The following is a 17539-nucleotide window of genomic DNA, read 5'->3' on the forward strand; positions in this document are numbered from 1 at the left end:
TTATATATATTATTTGACTGCTTTACTCTAAAATCTCATACTTTATTCATTGATTTTAGGGAGTAGGGAGTAGGGAGTAGAAAAGAAGAAAAACAACTGTACCTTATTAACTTGAGAAACGCTATATCTAAAAATACTCACTATAAATTATGTTCTTTATATATTTTTTTTAACAATTATTGTGATTTTATGTATACAAAAATTTAATTTTTCTCTCTGAAACTGTACAAATTTATTCACGATCAAATCTACTTTAAATAATATCATGTCCGGATAATTAGTGATAAAAAACTTTCTCCTTTTCCTCCTCTTTATTCTTTCTTATTGCTTCTTTCTTATCTCCTGACTCCTGAGGAATGACTCTTGACTCCTCCGTCGTTATAAGTATTCAACCGGACATGATATAACTTGATTTTTGTATTGTTTTGGAGTAGTACCTGTAAGTTGATGAAATATTTTAGTTAAGTGACTTTGATGAGAAAAACCACATTGAAAAGCAATTTCTGTAATGCTGATATTTTGCTGTTTCAATAATTTTTTTGCCAGTTCTACTCTTTGGTGAATGACATATTGATAGGGAGTAATACCCATTGATTGCTTGAATAACCGGGAAAAATGATATTGACTCATACCAACTACAGCAGCAATTCTAGTTAGTTTTAAATCTCGGTCTAAATGTTCATTAATATATTCAATTGCTTGGCGAAGTCTATATTTTGATAATCCTCCTCGGTACTCATTAACTTCTAAACTCATAGTGGAATATTCGCGGACTAAGTGAACTGTTAATGAATATGCTAATGACTCTGCATATAACCTACCTGCTACTCCTCCTGATTCTAGTTCCCCTAGTAACAGCAACCCGACCTGACGAATAAATGGATCGCGCAGAGTAAATCTGTCTACGAGTTCAATTCGCTGGGCGTCTACTTCTACAACTTCATTAGCAACTTTTTCCATGAGCGAAGGTGCTAAATATATGTATAACAAGTCTGGGTTTCCTTGAATATGCCACTGGGAAAGTTCTCCACTTGGCACAACAGTTATATCTCCAGGCACTATTCTCCCCCGGTCGTATTTTCCTTTTAGCGATCGCTCTATGTGACAAGGATAGTCTAAGTGAATTATCAGTAGTTCTTCTGGTATAGCAGGTAAGGAAAATTTACTTTCTGCTGCGGAATAGTATAGACGTTGTAGCAGAATACCTTGCCAATTATTCTGTTTACTTGATATCAACAGTTTCCTAGATTCTGGTTGGTCTGGTATTTTTGATGATTGAGGAATTACATTAGATTGTAGTATCATGTTTTTTGCTTGTGATTTTTTGTATAGCAGAAGAAGAAAGAAGGAAGAATTTTGCGTTGTCTAAGTTTTAAGCTTTTGATATGTCCGCACCCTTTCCTTATATTGGTGGCTGAGAAAATAGTGATCGAAAAGATTGATAATTTTGTCTCCCTATTACAGTGCTATTAGTAGGGTGTGTTACGTTACCGCTAACACACCAAAATCCCATATCTATTGTCAGTGCGTAAGTCCTGAAGATTGATAATTTTGCCTTCCTATTCCAGTAAAGTACTGATAACGCAGTTCCTCTGTAATATAGAATCTGGTTATATAATATATGTTGATAATTCTATAATTACTTGAATATTCAATCTTCCCTACTCCCTCACTCCCCCACTCCCCTACTCCCAACTATATAATTAAGTATTAACCGGATTTGATATCAGAGGTTAACTGAATTGACTTTAGCTTTGTATTAGCAATACACTGAGTGCTAATTGCCATATAGTACATAAAATTAATTAAATATGAAGTTCATTTCAATACAAGAATGGATTGATTATCATCAAGCAATAGAATAATTATGTAGGACGATCGCACGTTGAGAGCGACTAATCAGACCATCTCTTTCTAAGCGTTTGAGGGCACGAGATAGAGTTTCTGGGGTCAACCCTAACTCAGCAGCTATTTCTTTGAGAGGTCTATCTAAATTGACAGATGTCTGGTTAGAAAGTCTAGCTATCTGGCATAAATATTGAAGCACTCGTTCGTGGGCAGTCTTGATATCCCGTAATTCTAGATGGTGTTGTAGGCATTGATTTTTTCTGACTAAAATTGCCATGAAATCTTGAGCTAGGTCGGGATAGCTATGCAAAGCTGCTAAAAAATGTTTCTTCGGATAAACCATTACTTGTGAGGCTGTTTCTGCGATCGCTGTATTGGTATATCTGCTAGAAAAAAGTGTTGTCTCGGCTAAAATATCTCCTGCTGTAGCAGTACATAACCTAACTATTGTTCCACAACTTTTGTAGCGCACTATTTTAAGTCGCCCAGTTTTGACAATAAAGACTGCTTGAGCTGAGTCTCCCTGCCAGAATAGTTTTTGCTCTTCTGACAACTCTCGCTTGGCGATCGTTTGACGTAAATCAGAAGGAAGGATATCTATATCTAAGAGCTTCGTCGGCACTTTTGCTTCTCCTGTCGAGTGAGATTTATCAGTTTTTTTGGAACGATTATTCCAGAAATAACAAAGAAAATCACACAAATTTCAGCATTAGAAGTTTATTAAAGAATGTCATAACAGGGTATTTTCCAGTTGTGGACAATCCGATCCAAACTTCTATAAATTGATAATTGATGGTTATTTTTTGTTTATATAACTACCCTAGCAATAACAGAATGCTCAGTCAAGTATATTAGCTTTCATTCAAATAAGTTATTAATTATTGCCAGTTTAGAAGCAATTTATATACTATTAATCAAATTCTCATTATTAATTTATTTGTTTCTCATCATTAATTTAACTTTGATATTAAAGTCAAAGCTTTTGATATAGTTCTTAATATTGTGTCTAGTTGAATACCCACAAATAACTGTTATTCTCGAATAGGAAATAAGGTCAATTCAGTTATCAGTTATATCAAATCCGGTAGCATCAGTATAAAATCTTTTGAAGCGAGGAAGACCGAGTCAGGAGGACTGAGTCAGGAGGAGAGAGAATCACAAAGATTTAGTAGTTATGACGATTGGATAATTTTTTGATGTCCAATTCCCCCGGATTTGATATTAGAGACTGTTTGTCAACAAAAGATTAAGTAGTGGACTGACACAGCTAAAACTTTGCAATAGATTTTTGTTTCTATAGCAATGTGCGCTGGCATATTTACAAATTGTAGGAATTGTCCAATAGCTAAAAGTTTGATCTTATCAGCTTTTTATTCCCCCTTCCGGAGCTGTTGCCTTCCGGAGCTGTTGCCTGCACACAGCGCTATAGTCCACTACTGGACTTTTCCCTTATGGGTTTAATATCATGTTCGTTTAATTAGCGATAGAACTCCGTTCTGCGCTCCGCGTTAACGCAGTTGTGCGCCAGCAAACAAAAAACTTTCTTCTCCTGACTCCTGACTCCTGACCCCTGACTCCTTCTTCAATGTTACCAGATTTAATATCATTATCCGGATGTGAGACCGGGGAATTTAGAAATAGAATAGGGAAAATATCAGGAACAGGCAAGATGCTCATTCCACTTCCACTTCCACAAAACTATTAAAATCCCAAGCGCATTTATGCAACACCCTGACTCCTTCTTCAATACTTTCTTCTCCTGACTCCTGACTCCTTCTTCAATATTCCAACTTTTCCATCGGTGCAGTTTTAGGGTCAATAATTTTTTTACTTTTACCAAATTTGATACCTAAACTCAGTTTTTGTCCTCCACCAAAAACATTAGTTACCTGTCCTACTCCAAAACTTTTGTGCATCACCTTCTCGCCTACTTGCCAATTTTCTGCTTGATTATTTGCCGATTTTTTGACAGAAGTATTTTTAGTATTTTTGCTTTGACGACGGGAACGATAAATCACCTTTTTCATCCCATTAGTATTAATCAAATCTTCCGGTAATTCAGCCAAAAATTGAGATGGAACTGCGACATCTCGCGCTCCCCAAAATTGTCGCCTTTCAGTAGCATAAGAAATAAATAATTGTTCCTGCGCCCTCGTAATTCCTACATAACAAAGTCGCCTTTCCTCTTCCAAAGACAAAGGGTCATTTTTACTGCGAAAATGAGGTAATAAACCATCTTCCAAACCAACCATAAAAACCACCGGAAATTCCAAACCTTTAGCCGAATGTAAAGTCATTAACGACACAGCTTCCTGCCCATCTTGTAGATTATCTAAATCAGAAGCTAGAGAAGCATTTGCCAAAAAACCTCCTAAACTTGTATCCTCATTATCCTCTTGAAATTGAGCAACAGCACTACATAATTCCCCCAAATTTGCCAGTCGATTATCTGCTTCTTCCGTACCCTTTTTTTTCAACTCTTCAATATAACCAGAAGTCTCCAAAATTCCTTCAACAATTTCAACCGCCGTCAGATTTTCTACTTCATTTTGCCAGTGCTTAATTATGTCAGCAAATCTATTCACAGCCTTTGAAGAACGCCCTGCCAAAGTATTAACAGAAGTTTCATCATTAATAATTTCCCATAAAGGTATTCCCATTTCCAAAGAAGCATTCACCAAAGAATCAATAGTCGCCTTACCAATACCTCTTCTCGGAGTATTAATAATTCTGAGCAAACTAACAGTATCAGCCGGATTAGCAATGACCCGTAAATAAGCCAAAGAATCCTTAATTTCCTTCCGGTCATAAAATCTCAATCCGCCAATTATCACATATTTAATATCGTAATGAATTAAAGCTTCTTCCAGGGCGCGTGACTGAGAATTAGTCCGATAAAGTACAGCAAAACTCCCTAAATCTAACTCTGGGTTTTGGTCTGTAATTTCCTGAATTTTACTACAAACAAACTCCGCTTCTTCTAACTCACTTTCCGCCTCATAACAATAAATTTCTTCCCCTAAACCTCTCGTTGGTTTGAGAATTTTATCAATACGTTGAGTATTATTTTCAATCAATTTATTTGCCACTTCCAGAATATTTTCCCGCGACCGATAATTTTCCTCCAATTTAATCATTGTCCGGGTATCTTCATCCGCCAAACCATCTCCAAAATCATGTTGAAAATCTAGCAAAATTGTATAATCTGCCATGCGGAAAGAATAAATAGATTGGTCTACATCTCCAACTACAAAAACAGAACGATTTTCCCATTTATTAAAATATTTAGGGTCTTCACCATTCGTTGCTAAAAATCTAATAAAATTATATTGAGTCCGATTAGTATCTTGATATTCATCTACTAAAATATGGTTAAAATGTTTATGCCAATAAGCCAATACTTGCTCATTTTGCCGAAATAATTCTACGGGTATTCTGATTAAATCGTCAAAATCAAGAGCATTATTAGCTGCCAAATTATCTTGATAAATACCGTAAACTTCAGCAATTACCCGCCCCCGATAATCTGGTTCTGACCTTTGATATTCTAGAGGCGACATTCCCTTATTTTTAGCATTGCCAATAGCATATCTAACCGAACGAGGTTCAAATCTTTTGTCATCCAAATTGAGCTGTTTCGTAACAATTTGCTTAATCAAAGTTTGAGCATCACTTTCATCAAAAATAGAAAAATTTTTATCCCAACGACGTTTTTTTTCATCCTGATACTTGTTAATATCAAAACGCAGAATACGAGCGCAAAGACTATGAAAAGTTCCCATCCATAAATGTTTCGTAATACTTTTATAGACCTGCGATCGCAACTTAGTCTGTTCTTCCAGTGTTAATGCTGAGAATGGTTTACCATATTTTGCTTCTGCTTGTTGCCCAGCAAATAGCTTTTCGATCCGCTCCTTCATTTCCCGCGCAGCTTTATTTGTAAATGTCACCGCCAGAATATTTTCTGGATGTACCCGATGATGACGTATTAGATGGGCCACGCGATAGGTGAGCGCTCTAGTTTTGCCAGAACCAGCTCCTGCCACAACTAGCATTGGTCCGCAGAAATGTTGTACTGCTTGGCGTTGCGATAAATTTAGCTCACTCAGAAAGTCAGTAGTTTGCATAGTTAAGTATTTAATATATCAGTTAATATATTGCATATTATCACCAAACTAAAACAAAATAGTAGTTGACTGACACAACTAAAATGTTGCAATAGTGGAGGCATGTTACACATTACAGCGGTTTTCATATGAATAAACCACAATGTTCAAACCAACCCATGGCATCATCTTCAGTAATTTGAGCGATACGGCTGACACCATGCTCCGCGATCACTAAACTAATAACTCGATCCAATTGTTTTTTTGTAACAAACATTTATTGAATTGGTATTAGGTGTAAACCTAGGGATCGTGCAACGAGTGGCAAATTTATAAAGTTTTATAAAGATTATAATACCAAATTGATAAATGTTTGCTACAAATAATTAGGGTATTTCTTATAATTTAGAATTTAGAATGCAGAATGCAGAATGCAGAATGGATAGATTTAATACCATTTTTGATGTGGCAAATTACCTTTTTCTTGAAACAGACTTTATCTGAAAGTCTTTTTATGGTGCTTATTATTCGTAACATTCTTTTTTCAAAATGGTATAACCCCGACAATACTGGGGCATTTTTGTATCAATTCTGTTGTTGAACCGGATAATAAATGAACTTGTCCGCCATCAAACCCTTTAAACAAATCTGCAACATTGACGGAGAACAGTTGAGTTGTTGCTGTAATTATCCGATTGTTATTCCTTGAGGATTATTGGAGGTCAAAAGTAAAATGTAACTATTCAGGTTGAGGTTAGCAAAGTCAAATTAAGTATTTGTACTGTTTGACTTGAGTGAAATTTTGAATAGACTGGAAATACAAAAATTGGAGATTAAATATAATGGCTAATACTGAGCAGCTAGAAATTTTAAGAAAAGGGATTGATACTTGGAATCAGTGGCGAAAACAACAAAGAGATGTTCAAGTAGACCTTAGTGAAGCTAACCTTAGTGAAGCTAACCTTAGTGGAGCTAACCTCAGAGAAGCTAAACTTAGTGGAGCTAACCTCAGAGAAGCTGACCTCAGAGAAGCTAAACTTAGTGGAGCTAACCTCAGAGAAGCTGACCTCAGAGAAGCTAACCTTAACTATGGATCTAACCTTAGTCAAGCTAATCTTATTGGAATTAACCTTAGTCAAGCTAATCTTAGTGGAATTAACCTTAGTCAAGCTAACCTTAGTGGAGCTAACCTCAGAGAAGCTCACCTTAGTAGAGCTAACCTTGGTAAAGTTGACCTTGGTAAAGTTGACCTTAGTAAAGTTGTCTTTAGTCAAGCTAACCTCAGTGGAGCTAACCTCAGTGAAGCTGACCTCAGTGAAGCTAACCTCAGTCAAGCTAACCTCAGTCAAGCTAACCTCAGTCAAGCTGACCTCAGTGAAGCTAACCTCAGTGAAGCTAACCTCAGTGAAGCTAACCTTAGTGGAGCTAACCTTAGTGGAGCTAACCTTAAAGAAGTCAACTTTAAAGGGGCTGACCTGGGAAAAATTCAACTGAAATCACAAATTGGAGTAGACTACAATCTATTGCAGGAACTTTTAAGTCAGGGGAGATGGAAGCAAGCTGATCAAGAAACAGAAAGGATTCTGCGACAGATATCTGGTTGCCAAGAGAAAACTAATATTGACAAAATTCTCAATCCTAAAATAACATACGCAGAGACACCTACTCCACTCTGCTGGGGATCTCAGGATCGTGGTGTTATGCCAGATGGTATGACAACCAGTATTCCTGATGAAGACTTAAAGGCTATTTATAGTCTTTGGATAAAATACAGTAATGAATCCTCGGATTTTTCTATAGGATCTCTAGATTTCTGGGTGAGTCTTAAAACTGCATTAGAGCATATATGGGATCAAGACAAAGCACTTCGATATGCATACGATCTAGAAGAATATAGTGTAAATTATTCTGATTCTGCATACTGCCATGATTGAAATTTCCCAGAGACTAACCACACTTAATAACCTCAAATTATTCTTATCTGTTAATAACTCTAATGCACGTTGAGAAAGTTTTGATGGCTCACTATCCCACCAAATAAAAGTATGTGTATCTAACAGTAATTTCATCGATTTTGCAACCAAAATTCATCTGGTAAAGGTTGATAGAAGTCATCAATCATTACCATAGCACCTAAATTTAATCCAGGTTGAGGTGTTTTTTCTAATGGCAATCTAGTTTCAGCAACTGGATTAAGTAGAGTCAATTTAGCAACCGAAATATTATCATTAGTAATGACTATTTCTTGCTCATTTTGAATCGAATATAGTAATTCAGTAATACTGATTGGTGGTTGTTTCAGGTCAAATGTTTTGTTTGACATAGCTTCGTATCTAAGAGTCTGTTTTACAGAAGATAGCAAAATTTGAGGCTAAGTTGCGGGATTTGGGTATTGAGCTAAATTAAGTCAAAGGTCAAAAGAAATGTAGGTTCGGTTGAGGAACCGAAACCCAACAAAGCTTTATACCAAATTCAAAAGAGGTTGTTACAGCATTAATTCCTAACTTCCCACCAGCAGATAAAACCACTGCGGTAATATTTTATGAAATTGGTATTATTGGTGTTGGGTTTCGCGGACTAATTATAGCCTCGTTGGTGTTGGGTTTATCCTAACGGATAAGCTGGCGCTAACGTCCCTCAACCCAACCTACGCTTATTGCTTCCCACTTCAGCAGTTACCAACTATTTGTGACATTTTTTAAGTGAATTGGTATCCCTCAAACGGAATCTGCTGTATAATATAAATGCGACCGTCTTGCTCGCTGACGCGAAGAAGTCAAACGTGCAAACCAGGAGAAAGCTGAATATGATATCTAAAATCACAACAGATGAAACAACAGTAGAAATAGAAGAAATAGCTGCTCCCGATATTAGCCATTTAATCATAGAGGATGATACTCCAGTAGATAATTTTCAATCGGAAAAACAACAACGTCTGGTGACAACCTGTTTATCTGATTCATGGTTGGGTGTAGATGGCAGTAGTCGGTTCTTGGCGGCGGCGAATATAGGAGTATTTTATGCTGTCAACAAACCAGCTTTAGTGCCTGATGTTTTCCTGAGTCTAGATGTGACAATACCTGAGGACTGGCGAGAAAGAGAAAACCGCAGCTATTATACTTGGGAATTTGGTAAAGCACCAGATGTGGTAGTGGAAATAGTTTCTAACAAAGTGGGGAACGAGTTGGGTAGTAAACTTGCAGGTTATGCACGAATAGGAGTCTGGTATTATGTGGTTTTCGATCCATTGCAAAAGTTAGGAGAGTCTCTGCTGCAAGTATATGAGTTGAGGGCAAACGGTTATCAGCAAATGACGGAAACTTGGTTAGAAAAAGTCGGGTTGGGGTTAACTTTATGGTCAGGAGAATTTGAAGGCAAGCAGGATGTTTGGTTGCGTTGGTGCGATGTTGAGGGAAATGTGATTCCTACTGGTGGCGAACGTGCGAACCAAGAGAAACTGGAAAAGGAGTTAGCTTTACAACGTGCTGAAAAAGCGGAGCAGAAGTTGGCAGAACTTGAGACCAGGTTGCGGGAATTGGGTATCGATCCCAATTAACTTTAAGGGCGAATGCCATTCGCCCCTACAACAGATATTTGTGGTATATTACATACGTTTACACTTAATCTGTGCATCCGTGCCATAATCTGTGTGAGCGCCCCATTTGCCTACTATCAACCTTACCTAAGTACTTATTTCACTTATATCTCAGTAATATGTTATTAACAGAAGTTGAAATTCAAGAGGCAATTGAACAAGCAAAAACAGCTTTTCCCAATTTCTCTGATTGGGAATACAATAACGAAATAAATGGAGAATATTTCGGGTTTTCTGTGTGGGGGAAATTTGTTCTAAAACCGGAAGATATTACGTCAAGAAACTTTTTTATTACGCTTGATACATACAACGAAAAGTGGAGAGGAAGTTTAACTATTGGATTACCTGTCTATTTGTGGTCAAGTGCTGATTTTGGTGATGCTCATTTACTTGATACAGATGATTGTGATTCTTTAGAAGATGCAATTACAGGACTTAAAGCTGAAATGAAACAACTTTTTCAAGCTTTTAGTGTTGTTTAAGTGCATTAGATTATTGGGGCGAGGGCGGGTTTATCTGAATCATTTGTAACACCTATTAACTTAACGCGGAACCCACCCCTACTATTGCAACATTTTAGGTGTGTCATGCCAAAAACGCACTTACATTTAATCTGTGCATCCATGCCATAATCTGTGTGAGCGTTGCATTTGCCTACCATCAACCTTGCCTAAGTTTATTTCATTAGTCCAGTAGGGTGCATGAATGAAATGTAACGCACCTCAGTCCAAATAACAATCAATTCAAAACTTGCAGAAAAAACGGACGAAATAACTCACAAGACAGACTTGCCCGATCGCCTTCCAAATGAACCAACCCCATCTGTTGCAACTTATAACCAAGGGAGAGTTTTATTTCTATCGGTTTGGGGTTGTTCACAATTTCAGTAAAGATAGGCAATAATTTATCATAGCGTTGCAGATTCCACCATTGTTGTTGTAAATGTTCTGCATAAAGAGCAGTTGCTCTCTCAGAATTTTCTGAAAGTTCTTCTAGGGTTATGGTCTGTTGCTGTAGGTAATAAAATGCTAACTGCAAACGATAGGGATGTCCACCCAGAAGAGTCATCAGTTGCTTGATTTGTGGTTCAGTTATTTCTTGTTCCCACCGCTGTGCTAGGTCTTGCACTTGAGCTGGGGTAAATTCAGGTAAATTGATGACTAACCCAGTATTCAACAGGGAGGGATTAATTGAGGGTGGTATCATAGTTTCAGTAGAATGAACTGTCACCAGTCGCAGCTTCTGCCAAACATTCCTCTTTGCTGCCCTTGCTTTAGCTTGCTCAGAGCAGGTTCGCAGAAATTGGAGAAATTCACTAGCAATATTGGGATAGGCAAAAAGCTGATTGAGTTCATCGATAGCTATTACCAGAGGAGAATCTAGGTTGGCTAAGATAATATCATTGAAGTAGTCGGTGGCAGTTGATTTGCTACCCAAGGAGTTATCCCAAAAGTCGGCGCTATGGTTGGGCAATTCTAACTCCTTGCTAACTCCAGCACAAAACCATTGTAGAAAGCTTTCTAGGTCTTGTAAAATCTTGGCATCGGCTAGTTGTAAGTTCAGAGAAACGGTTTGATAACCCATAGATTTAGCGAAAACCAGGATGCGACTCATTAGGGAGGTTTTACCCATTTGCTTGGGAGCGCGGATGTTTAGTGGTGTACCTGGTTGTTGGATGCCTTCGTAACACAGGGATTCAATAATGGGACGGTCTATGTAAAAGACAGAATCTAGGGGCATCTGTCCTCCCGGTGCAGTTGGGGGTCGAGGTTGCAGATCGTCTTGTGGTTGAACCATTTTTTTTGTTTGGGGGGTATTGTTGCGATCGCGAAGCAGATCGAAAGGAGAATCCCAGACTGGTTCGAGTTCGGAGCAAGTTTCATCGGACTTCCGGTAGAGATAATCGTCCGTTAACAAAGTTAGATTAAAGGCATCGAAGCAGCACTTCAAGCTTCGCTTATCAACTCCTGATGAGCCGATAAAGACTTTGCTGAGAGTGTTGGGTGTTAAGCCTGTTTCTTCACTGAGAAATTCGAGGGTGTATCGTTTATTTTGCTCAATTTCTGCCTCGGTTTTGGCTTGAATGAGTTTCCTTGAGCCTTTTTCCGTCAGTGTTACACCACGTCGCCGTGTATAATTGCTCATTGTATCTAGTTAAAAAAAAAGGTTAATAAAAGGTTGTTTGCGACTCAACTAAATTGTATTTTTATATAGGGATGATAGATGGCCATCAAATCCCTACTATACTGTTACTGAAATAATTACAATGCACCGTTACTCTCTATATTCCTTGATATTAGATACTCAACCGTAAATTCCGAAAATATCAGAACTGAGATTGTACAGACTCAACTGTAAATTCCCGACAATAGTGGAATTCAGATTGTCTGAAGATTTGTTAAGGTTACGGAACCTGAAGTAGAGTAGAGGTGATTGTGCATAAAGAAAATGTAGGAGTTTTTTTGCTTGCTTGAGTGTTGTTTTTTGTCTTCTTAACATATTATTATCAGTTGATTTCTGGATGAATAGCGATAATGTGCATGAATTGCCACAAGAAATTCTGCTGCTGTTATGGACGTGCAAAAAAATACAAATTTGATTCATAATGCCCATGTTCATGCATATCGAAACCTAGCATAGCTACATCGCTCCTTGGAGTTGGAACGACTTGATTACTTATCCCACACTTTACTGATACACTACCGTAGAGTTTATAACTTTTGAGTTTTTCCAAAGTTAAGCAATTTCCTCCCCAATGATGGCGAAGCTCTTAAGTTTTCGATTCCTGAAATCGATATGGGGAAAGACTTTGAAACTATATCCTTAACTTTTTTCTTAAAATTGTAAACTTTGGTGGTGTTTGCGGGAGAAATTGCGCATTATTGAGTTAACGGAGGACAGGTAATAAAATTTTTTCCGTCCAAAGTCAAAAATGTAGCTAAATAAACGAAAGACAAAACATCATGAATGAATTAACTAGTCAATTCCCCACGATGTGGTGTGTTGGAACTGATTCCAACGTCGGCAAATGGAATGAGCAATTAAAACAATGGGAAGATCTAGGTGGTGGAGGATGGACTCTAAAGATGCTGGCTTTTGATAAGGACAATACGATGTGGTGTGTTGGAACTGATTCCAACATCGGGAGATGGAATGAGTCATTACAACAGTGGGAAGATCTAGGTGGTGGAGGATGGACAATAAAGATGCTGGCTTTTGATAAGAACAATACGATGTGGTGTGTTGGAACTGATTCCAACGTCGGGAGATGGAATGAGTCATTACAACAGTGGGAAGATCTAGGTGGTGGAGGATGGACAATAAAGATGCTGGCTTTTGATAAGAACAATACGATGTGGTGTGTTGGAACTGATTCCAACGTCGGCAAATGGAATGAGACATTAAAACAATGGGAAGATCAAGGCTACCTTGGAGGATGGACACTTGATTGGCTAGCTTTCGACCCTTCCGACCCCTTGAATGAAGTGTATTGTGTTGGCACAGGCAAAAATCTCGGCAAGTACGAATTTAACAGTGGGCAAATGCTTGATGTTAACCAAAACTGGGATCTTAAAATGATTACGTTTAAGTTGAATATTGAAGCGTCAGTGACTTATAAAACTATTACTCATCTAGAGATTCTCAAAATAGCGTCCAGCAACCAAACGGTTCTTGAGATGATCGAAAAGATCACAACCAATGGAGATCTCAATGAACAATACGAATATCTGTATAGTGACCTATTTGTTGTATTTAACCGAATTTACAATAATGGCGCGGGCCTAGACAGTTCTATTAATAACGCCCTCAGGAATGAGATTAATCACGATTTCGACCGAATGCACTATCATATTAGTGTAGCAGAGGGTTTAGCTGCTGGAATAATAACCAGCCCGGGAGTTAGTTTTGAGGTTGATCATGCTAAAGATTGGTCGAATAAGGCGCAGAGCAATATTCAAAAATTGAACGATCATGCATCGGGAATAATCATAAACGACGAGACAAGGCGCTATGTAGAAGGACTCCAAAAAGCCACAAATGATAAGGCGCTAAATGTAGATCAGTTAATAAAAAGTCTATTCTGGACTATTATTGTAAATCTAAATAAATTAATCGTTACCAAAAAAGATTTTGAAGGTAAGGTAGCGGAAATCCACTTGGATTTGCTGAAATTAAAGGATGCCAAGTGGCAAGGCTTATTTGATCTAGAGGGTCTAAAGATAAATTTGGATAAGCCTGGAGAAAACGATGATTTGGATAAAGTGCAGACAACGCTAGCTAATGTGGGAGAATTTGTTGGCGTACTGGACCTTTTGGTCATATCGCATAACTGGGCAGTTAGTGGTGTAAGACCAGGAAGATTTATTAAAGCAGCTTTCCAGAAACTTACATCGTCCACTCCTGTAGAAGCTGCAGAAATGACTGCCACAGGGGAGGCAATTGAAGTGGAAACTGTCGAAATCTCTGCCTCGGAAGCCTTTGCAGACGTTCTCGGAGTCATAGGAGTCTTGCTGTTGGTAATTGGAAGTATCATCGAAGCCGTGCAATTAGATAAGGAGTTGGATAAAATTAATTCCGCTAAAAAAGATTTCAACAATAACTATAATGAACTAGTTCATAATGTGGAAAGTGTCGTGCGAGCAAGCGAAGCGATACGAAAACACAGTTGAGAATCTATCCTCCCAAGCGCTTAGTGCGATCTTGTAGGGTGCGAAGCATGAAATGTAACGCACCTTATTTATGGGTATTTGTTTGAAAATGGGAGCCTTAACCCACCATCACCATATTCGGTGCGTTACGCTATCGCTAACACACCCTACGTTTTATTCATCCCAAATTCCTTGGGGTATTTCTGGACTCCCATCCCTTCCCCAATTTGCCGGATAAATTCTCTGAGCTATAAACCGATGAATACTGGAAAATTGCCAATCTTGGGGATTTGTACATAACCCATGCCGAACAGGATTATAATGAATATAATCACAATGGTTGACAAAATCTTGTTCATCTCGAATCAAATGCTCCCAAAAACGACGCTGCCAAAGATTGCTTTCTTTTCGCTTTTGTCGTGACAGAGAAATTTCTCGATTAATAGCTAATTCTTGCTTATAATGTTTGGTAACATAAGTTTTAATTAGTCGCAATCTCATTGAAAAATCTCCATCATTGGCAGGCAAAGTCCACAGACAATGAAAATGCTCTGGTAGCAAAACAAAAGCATCAATAGAAAAAGGATGTTTATCCCTTACTCTTTCGATCGCTTCTCTGAGAGCTTTTCTACCAACTTCGCCACACAGCCAAGTTTCTCTTTGATAAGTTACTTGAGTGATAAAATATGTTCCACCAGAAATATTAGGTCTTCTATAATTAGGCATTCCAATAAGTGATCAAAAAAGCTTTTGTTTGTAGTCTAGTAGGGTGCGAAGCATGAAATGTAACGCACCTTGATTTATTATGCCAGATTTTCGGTGCGTTACGCTTCGCTAACACACCCTACTGGACTTGAGTGATAAAATACGTTCCACCAGAAATATTAGGTCTTCTATAATTAGGCATTCCAATAAGTGATCAAAAAAGCTTTTGTTTGTAGTCCAGTAGGGTGCGAAGCATGAAATGTAACGCACCTTGATTTATTATGCCAGTCCAGTAGGGTGCGAAGCATGAAATGTAACGCACCTTATTTATGAGTATTTGTTTGAAAATAGAAAATTGAACGCACCGCCTATCCCTGATGTTTCGGTGCGTTACGCTTCGCTAACACACCCTACTAGACTACTAGACTACTCTTAATTCTGAATTCTAACCACTGCATCATAATCATTCTGCGCTCTATTTTCATAATTAACCCTCGCTTCTGCCTCCTTATCCCCATAGAAAAAATTCAAAAGTACAAACCTTAAACCAGATGTCACCGGAGTAGCTTCGTGCATCAAAGAAGAAGAAAAAATTACCGCACTACCAGTATCAGGTTTATAAAAATGAGGTCCGTATTCTGGAAATCTTAAAAATCCTCCCTCATATTCACCCACATTCAAATTTAATGTCATTGCAAATATTCGATGTATTGTACCTGGCGTAGTATTATCTCGATGTGCATTAAAAAAACCACCAAGACTGCCATCATAACGAGCTATTCTATACCTTTCTTGTCTAGTAACATTAAAATTAAAAGCTTTTTTAATCTCCGGAAATACCCTTGACATCATAATTTTATCTAAACTGGTAATAATTTCCTCATCTTTCACAAAATGGTCTCTTCTAATCTTATGAGTGTGGTCAATATATGGCACAGTTTTCTCACCTTTTTTACGCATAAAACCTGATTCATCATTACCTTTTGTATGCCAAATATCAATCAAATAATTACAATATTCTAGAGAAAAAACATTAGGAATTAACAGTACCGGAGCCTGCATCTGAATATGACGAGGTTCCTCTTTAGGCAGTATATCTTTAATATCTTTTAATATTGCTTCAATACTACTTGATAAATATTTGAGATGATAAATTTTAACTATTCTTTAGTTAGGAGCGAGTAAAAAAGCTACCCGGCTATATTGCATATTTTTCCGGTCATTATCTACAGGAAAACAAACACCATACTTACGACTGATTTTATGCTTAGAATCTGACAGCAATGGAAAAGGAATATTATATTCTCCAGCAAATTTTTGACAACTGCTGATGAGTCAGAGCTAATTAGATAAACTTGTAAATTAAATTTATTAAAAGTAGGTATTAAGTCTCGAAATGCACAAGCTATCTCTCGACAAGCAGGAATTTCATCAGAGGCATAAAAAATTAGAATTGATGGCTTACCAGCTTCATCTCTGAAATATAATAATTCTTCTGACTGGTCTGGTAAAATAAAAGGAGGAGCAGGATCTCCTAAACTTAATGTTTTTGTCGATTTAATCATTTTTTCAGTTATCAGTTATCAGTTACAGCAGATTCTAACTATATGAAGTACAGATATTAATAATTAAGTGTTATGAGTGCGAGCATCTTGCTCGCGCGGGTGTATCTCACTTAGATGAACAGGAATGCATAACCACTATATTAACATTTACCGCTGACTGCTGAATGCTAACCGCTGACCGCTTTTTTAACAAATAGGTTGCTTTCCTGGTTTCACAGCATGAATATACTCACTTCCAGAATTAGGCCAGCCGCGACGATAAGCTGCTAACTCTGGTTTTCCCCATCCTAACTGTAGTAGCATCTCCAGAAAATTTGATTTTTCCCACTTCAACATATTTGCCCATTCTGTACGTTGAGCGATCGCTTCTACTTCTTGTATCTCTATTTTACGAAAGTCTCGACCACTACCCACACTTAAATATAAGTCCATCCCCACTGTCACCTGACTCCAGAAATTTAATACAGAAACCTTTGCTGCCTGCAAAATTTCTAGATCGCTCAATAACGCAATTAATTGTTCATGCACTACGGGAAAACTAATAATCTTATCATTAACTGTCACCTGTCGCCACACAATACCAGAGACCAAATATTCTGTTTGATAGCGATGAACAGCAGCTTTAAAATCTTGATATGCAGTAAACTTTTGGAAAGCTTCTGGTTTGAGAAAATGGTCAACTACTGGGTTTCCCGTGCGGGGAGTTGCTGCCAAATTCAGGCGTTGGCCTTGCAGACAAGCTTGGCGCTCTTCAGCTAGGATATCTATTAGCTCGATAGTGCTGTAGACCTTTGACATGAGGACATATTATAGTCAGGGTGGGATAAAATATCTTCATTGTGACATATTTTGGGCTAAAGAGGGAGTAGGGGAGTGGGGGAGTAGGGGAGATGGGAGATGGGAGCATTTTTCGGTGGTAGTGCTGTCATGATTTTTGTTATGTATGGCAGTGGGAGCATCTTGCTCCTGTTCCAGACGTCCCTTGTTCTTGTATACCATTACCCGAAGAGGACTAACTATTTTTCTACACCTAAAATGTTGCAATAGTAGGGGCGGGTTCCGGGTTAAGTT

The 17539-nt window shown here is 37.9% G+C and carries 12 protein-coding genes and 4 pseudogenes; 5 read left to right on the forward strand and 11 right to left on the reverse strand.

Translation table 11 applies throughout. The features are described 5' to 3' along the window. Positions 1–378: 378 nt before the first annotated feature. The 3 genes from F6K06_RS17410 to pcrA form a co-directional block, all read right to left on the reverse strand. Positions 379–1305 carry an AraC family transcriptional regulator gene (locus F6K06_RS17410; RefSeq protein ID WP_124146412.1) on the reverse strand — a complete coding sequence of 309 codons (927 nt, stop codon included), beginning with the start codon at positions 1303–1305 and terminating at the stop codon, positions 379–381. Between the two features lie 544 nt (positions 1306–1849). After that, a complete protein-coding gene (locus F6K06_RS17415; protein ID WP_205127475.1) occupies positions 1850–2548 on the reverse strand; it encodes a Crp/Fnr family transcriptional regulator in 699 nt (232 codons plus the stop codon). Between the two features lie 1078 nt (positions 2549–3626). Further along, positions 3627–5975 carry a DNA helicase PcrA gene (gene pcrA, locus F6K06_RS17420; RefSeq protein ID WP_287239054.1) on the reverse strand — a complete coding sequence of 783 codons (2349 nt, stop codon included), beginning with the start codon at positions 5973–5975 and terminating at the stop codon, positions 3627–3629. Between the two features lie 821 nt (positions 5976–6796). On the opposite strand from pcrA, the pseudogene F6K06_RS34565 reads away from it, so the two are divergent. Further along, positions 6797–7219, forward strand: a pseudogene (locus tag F6K06_RS34565) (pentapeptide repeat-containing protein); the annotation flags it as partial. Here F6K06_RS34565 and F6K06_RS34570 read toward each other — a convergent pair. Next, positions 7211–7318 (reverse strand): annotated as a pseudogene (locus F6K06_RS34570) (hypothetical protein); the annotation flags it as partial. The pseudogenes F6K06_RS34565 and F6K06_RS34570 overlap by 9 nt on opposite strands. Between F6K06_RS34570 and F6K06_RS34575 the strand changes: the two are divergent. Further along, positions 7280–7888, forward strand: a pseudogene (locus F6K06_RS34575) (pentapeptide repeat-containing protein); the annotation flags it as partial. The pseudogenes F6K06_RS34570 and F6K06_RS34575 overlap by 39 nt on opposite strands. A gap of 131 nt (positions 7889–8019) precedes the next feature. On the opposite strand, the gene F6K06_RS17430 reads toward F6K06_RS34575, so the two are convergent. After that, the gene (locus F6K06_RS17430) at positions 8020–8277 is read right to left on the reverse strand and encodes a toxin-antitoxin (TA) system antitoxin (protein WP_287239057.1); all 258 of its coding nucleotides are present in this window, start codon (positions 8275–8277) and stop codon (positions 8020–8022) included. 483 nt (positions 8278–8760) lie between these two features. On the opposite strand from F6K06_RS17430, the gene F6K06_RS17435 reads away from it, so the two are divergent. Both F6K06_RS17435 and F6K06_RS17440 read left to right on the forward strand, forming a co-directional pair. Then, positions 8761–9510: a Uma2 family endonuclease gene (locus tag F6K06_RS17435; RefSeq protein ID WP_287239060.1), complete on the forward strand. Its 750-nt coding sequence runs from the start codon at positions 8761–8763 to the stop codon at positions 9508–9510. Positions 9511–9668: 158 nt separating this feature from the next. Further along, positions 9669–10031 carry a hypothetical protein gene (locus tag F6K06_RS17440; RefSeq protein ID WP_287239061.1) on the forward strand — a complete coding sequence of 121 codons (363 nt, stop codon included), beginning with the start codon at positions 9669–9671 and terminating at the stop codon, positions 10029–10031. Between the two features lie 256 nt (positions 10032–10287). Here F6K06_RS17440 and F6K06_RS17445 read toward each other — a convergent pair whose 3' ends face one another. Continuing rightward, positions 10288–11694, reverse strand: a complete 1407-nt coding sequence (locus tag F6K06_RS17445; RefSeq protein WP_287239063.1) for an AAA-like domain-containing protein — start codon at positions 11692–11694, stop codon at positions 10288–10290. 818 nt (positions 11695–12512) lie between these two features. On the opposite strand from F6K06_RS17445, the gene F6K06_RS17450 reads away from it, so the two are divergent. Continuing rightward, on the forward strand, positions 12513–14219 hold the full coding sequence (locus F6K06_RS17450) for a hypothetical protein (protein WP_287239065.1): 1707 nt from the start codon (positions 12513–12515) through the stop codon (positions 14217–14219). Positions 14220–14372: 153 nt separating this feature from the next. Here F6K06_RS17450 and F6K06_RS17455 read toward each other — a convergent pair whose 3' ends face one another. From F6K06_RS17455 to F6K06_RS17480, 5 genes and pseudogenes are all read right to left on the reverse strand, one after another. Further along, positions 14373–14924: a transposase gene (locus F6K06_RS17455; protein WP_287239066.1), complete on the reverse strand. Its 552-nt coding sequence runs from the start codon at positions 14922–14924 to the stop codon at positions 14373–14375. Between the two features lie 411 nt (positions 14925–15335). Next, positions 15336–15965, reverse strand: a complete 630-nt coding sequence (locus tag F6K06_RS17460) for a 2OG-Fe(II) oxygenase (RefSeq protein ID WP_287239069.1) — start codon at positions 15963–15965, stop codon at positions 15336–15338. A gap of 105 nt (positions 15966–16070) precedes the next feature. Then, positions 16071–16468: pseudogene (locus F6K06_RS34050) on the reverse strand (peroxiredoxin). A 186-nt stretch (positions 16469–16654) separates the two neighbouring features. Continuing rightward, positions 16655–17266 (reverse strand): hypothetical protein, encoded by a 612-nt coding sequence (locus F6K06_RS17475; protein ID WP_287239072.1) that lies wholly within the window; start codon positions 17264–17266, stop codon positions 16655–16657. 36 nt (positions 17267–17302) lie between these two features. Further along, positions 17303–17467: a hypothetical protein gene (locus tag F6K06_RS17480; protein ID WP_287239074.1), complete on the reverse strand. Its 165-nt coding sequence runs from the start codon at positions 17465–17467 to the stop codon at positions 17303–17305. Between the last annotated feature and the right edge of the window lie 72 nt (positions 17468–17539).

This window comes from Okeania sp. SIO1H4 (genome assembly GCF_010672695.1).
Lineage (GTDB): Bacteria > Cyanobacteriota > Cyanobacteriia > Cyanobacteriales > Microcoleaceae > Okeania > Okeania hirsuta.

Excerpts from the sequence above, each read along its gene's own strand:
- F6K06_RS17435 (WP_287239060.1), top strand. The coding sequence starts at position 8,761 with ATGATATCTAAAATCACAACAGATGAAACAACAGTAGAAATAGAAGAA.
- F6K06_RS17460 (WP_287239069.1), bottom strand. The coding sequence starts at position 15,965 with ATGCAGGCTCCGGTACTGTTAATTCCTAATGTTTTTTCTCTAGAATAT.
- F6K06_RS17455 (WP_287239066.1), bottom strand. The coding sequence starts at position 14,924 with ATGCCTAATTATAGAAGACCTAATATTTCTGGTGGAACATATTTTATC.
- F6K06_RS17450 (WP_287239065.1), top strand. The coding sequence starts at position 12,513 with ATGAATGAATTAACTAGTCAATTCCCCACGATGTGGTGTGTTGGAACT.
- F6K06_RS17410 (WP_124146412.1), bottom strand. The coding sequence starts at position 1,305 with ATGATACTACAATCTAATGTAATTCCTCAATCATCAAAAATACCAGAC.
- F6K06_RS17475 (WP_287239072.1), bottom strand. The coding sequence starts at position 17,266 with ATGTCAAAGGTCTACAGCACTATCGAGCTAATAGATATCCTAGCTGAA.
- F6K06_RS17480 (WP_287239074.1), bottom strand. The coding sequence starts at position 17,467 with ATGGTATACAAGAACAAGGGACGTCTGGAACAGGAGCAAGATGCTCCC.
- pcrA (WP_287239054.1), bottom strand. The coding sequence starts at position 5,975 with ATGCAAACTACTGACTTTCTGAGTGAGCTAAATTTATCGCAACGCCAA.
- F6K06_RS17440 (WP_287239061.1), top strand. The coding sequence starts at position 9,669 with ATGTTATTAACAGAAGTTGAAATTCAAGAGGCAATTGAACAAGCAAAA.
- F6K06_RS17430 (WP_287239057.1), bottom strand. The coding sequence starts at position 8,277 with ATGTCAAACAAAACATTTGACCTGAAACAACCACCAATCAGTATTACT.
- F6K06_RS17445 (WP_287239063.1), bottom strand. The coding sequence starts at position 11,694 with ATGAGCAATTATACACGGCGACGTGGTGTAACACTGACGGAAAAAGGC.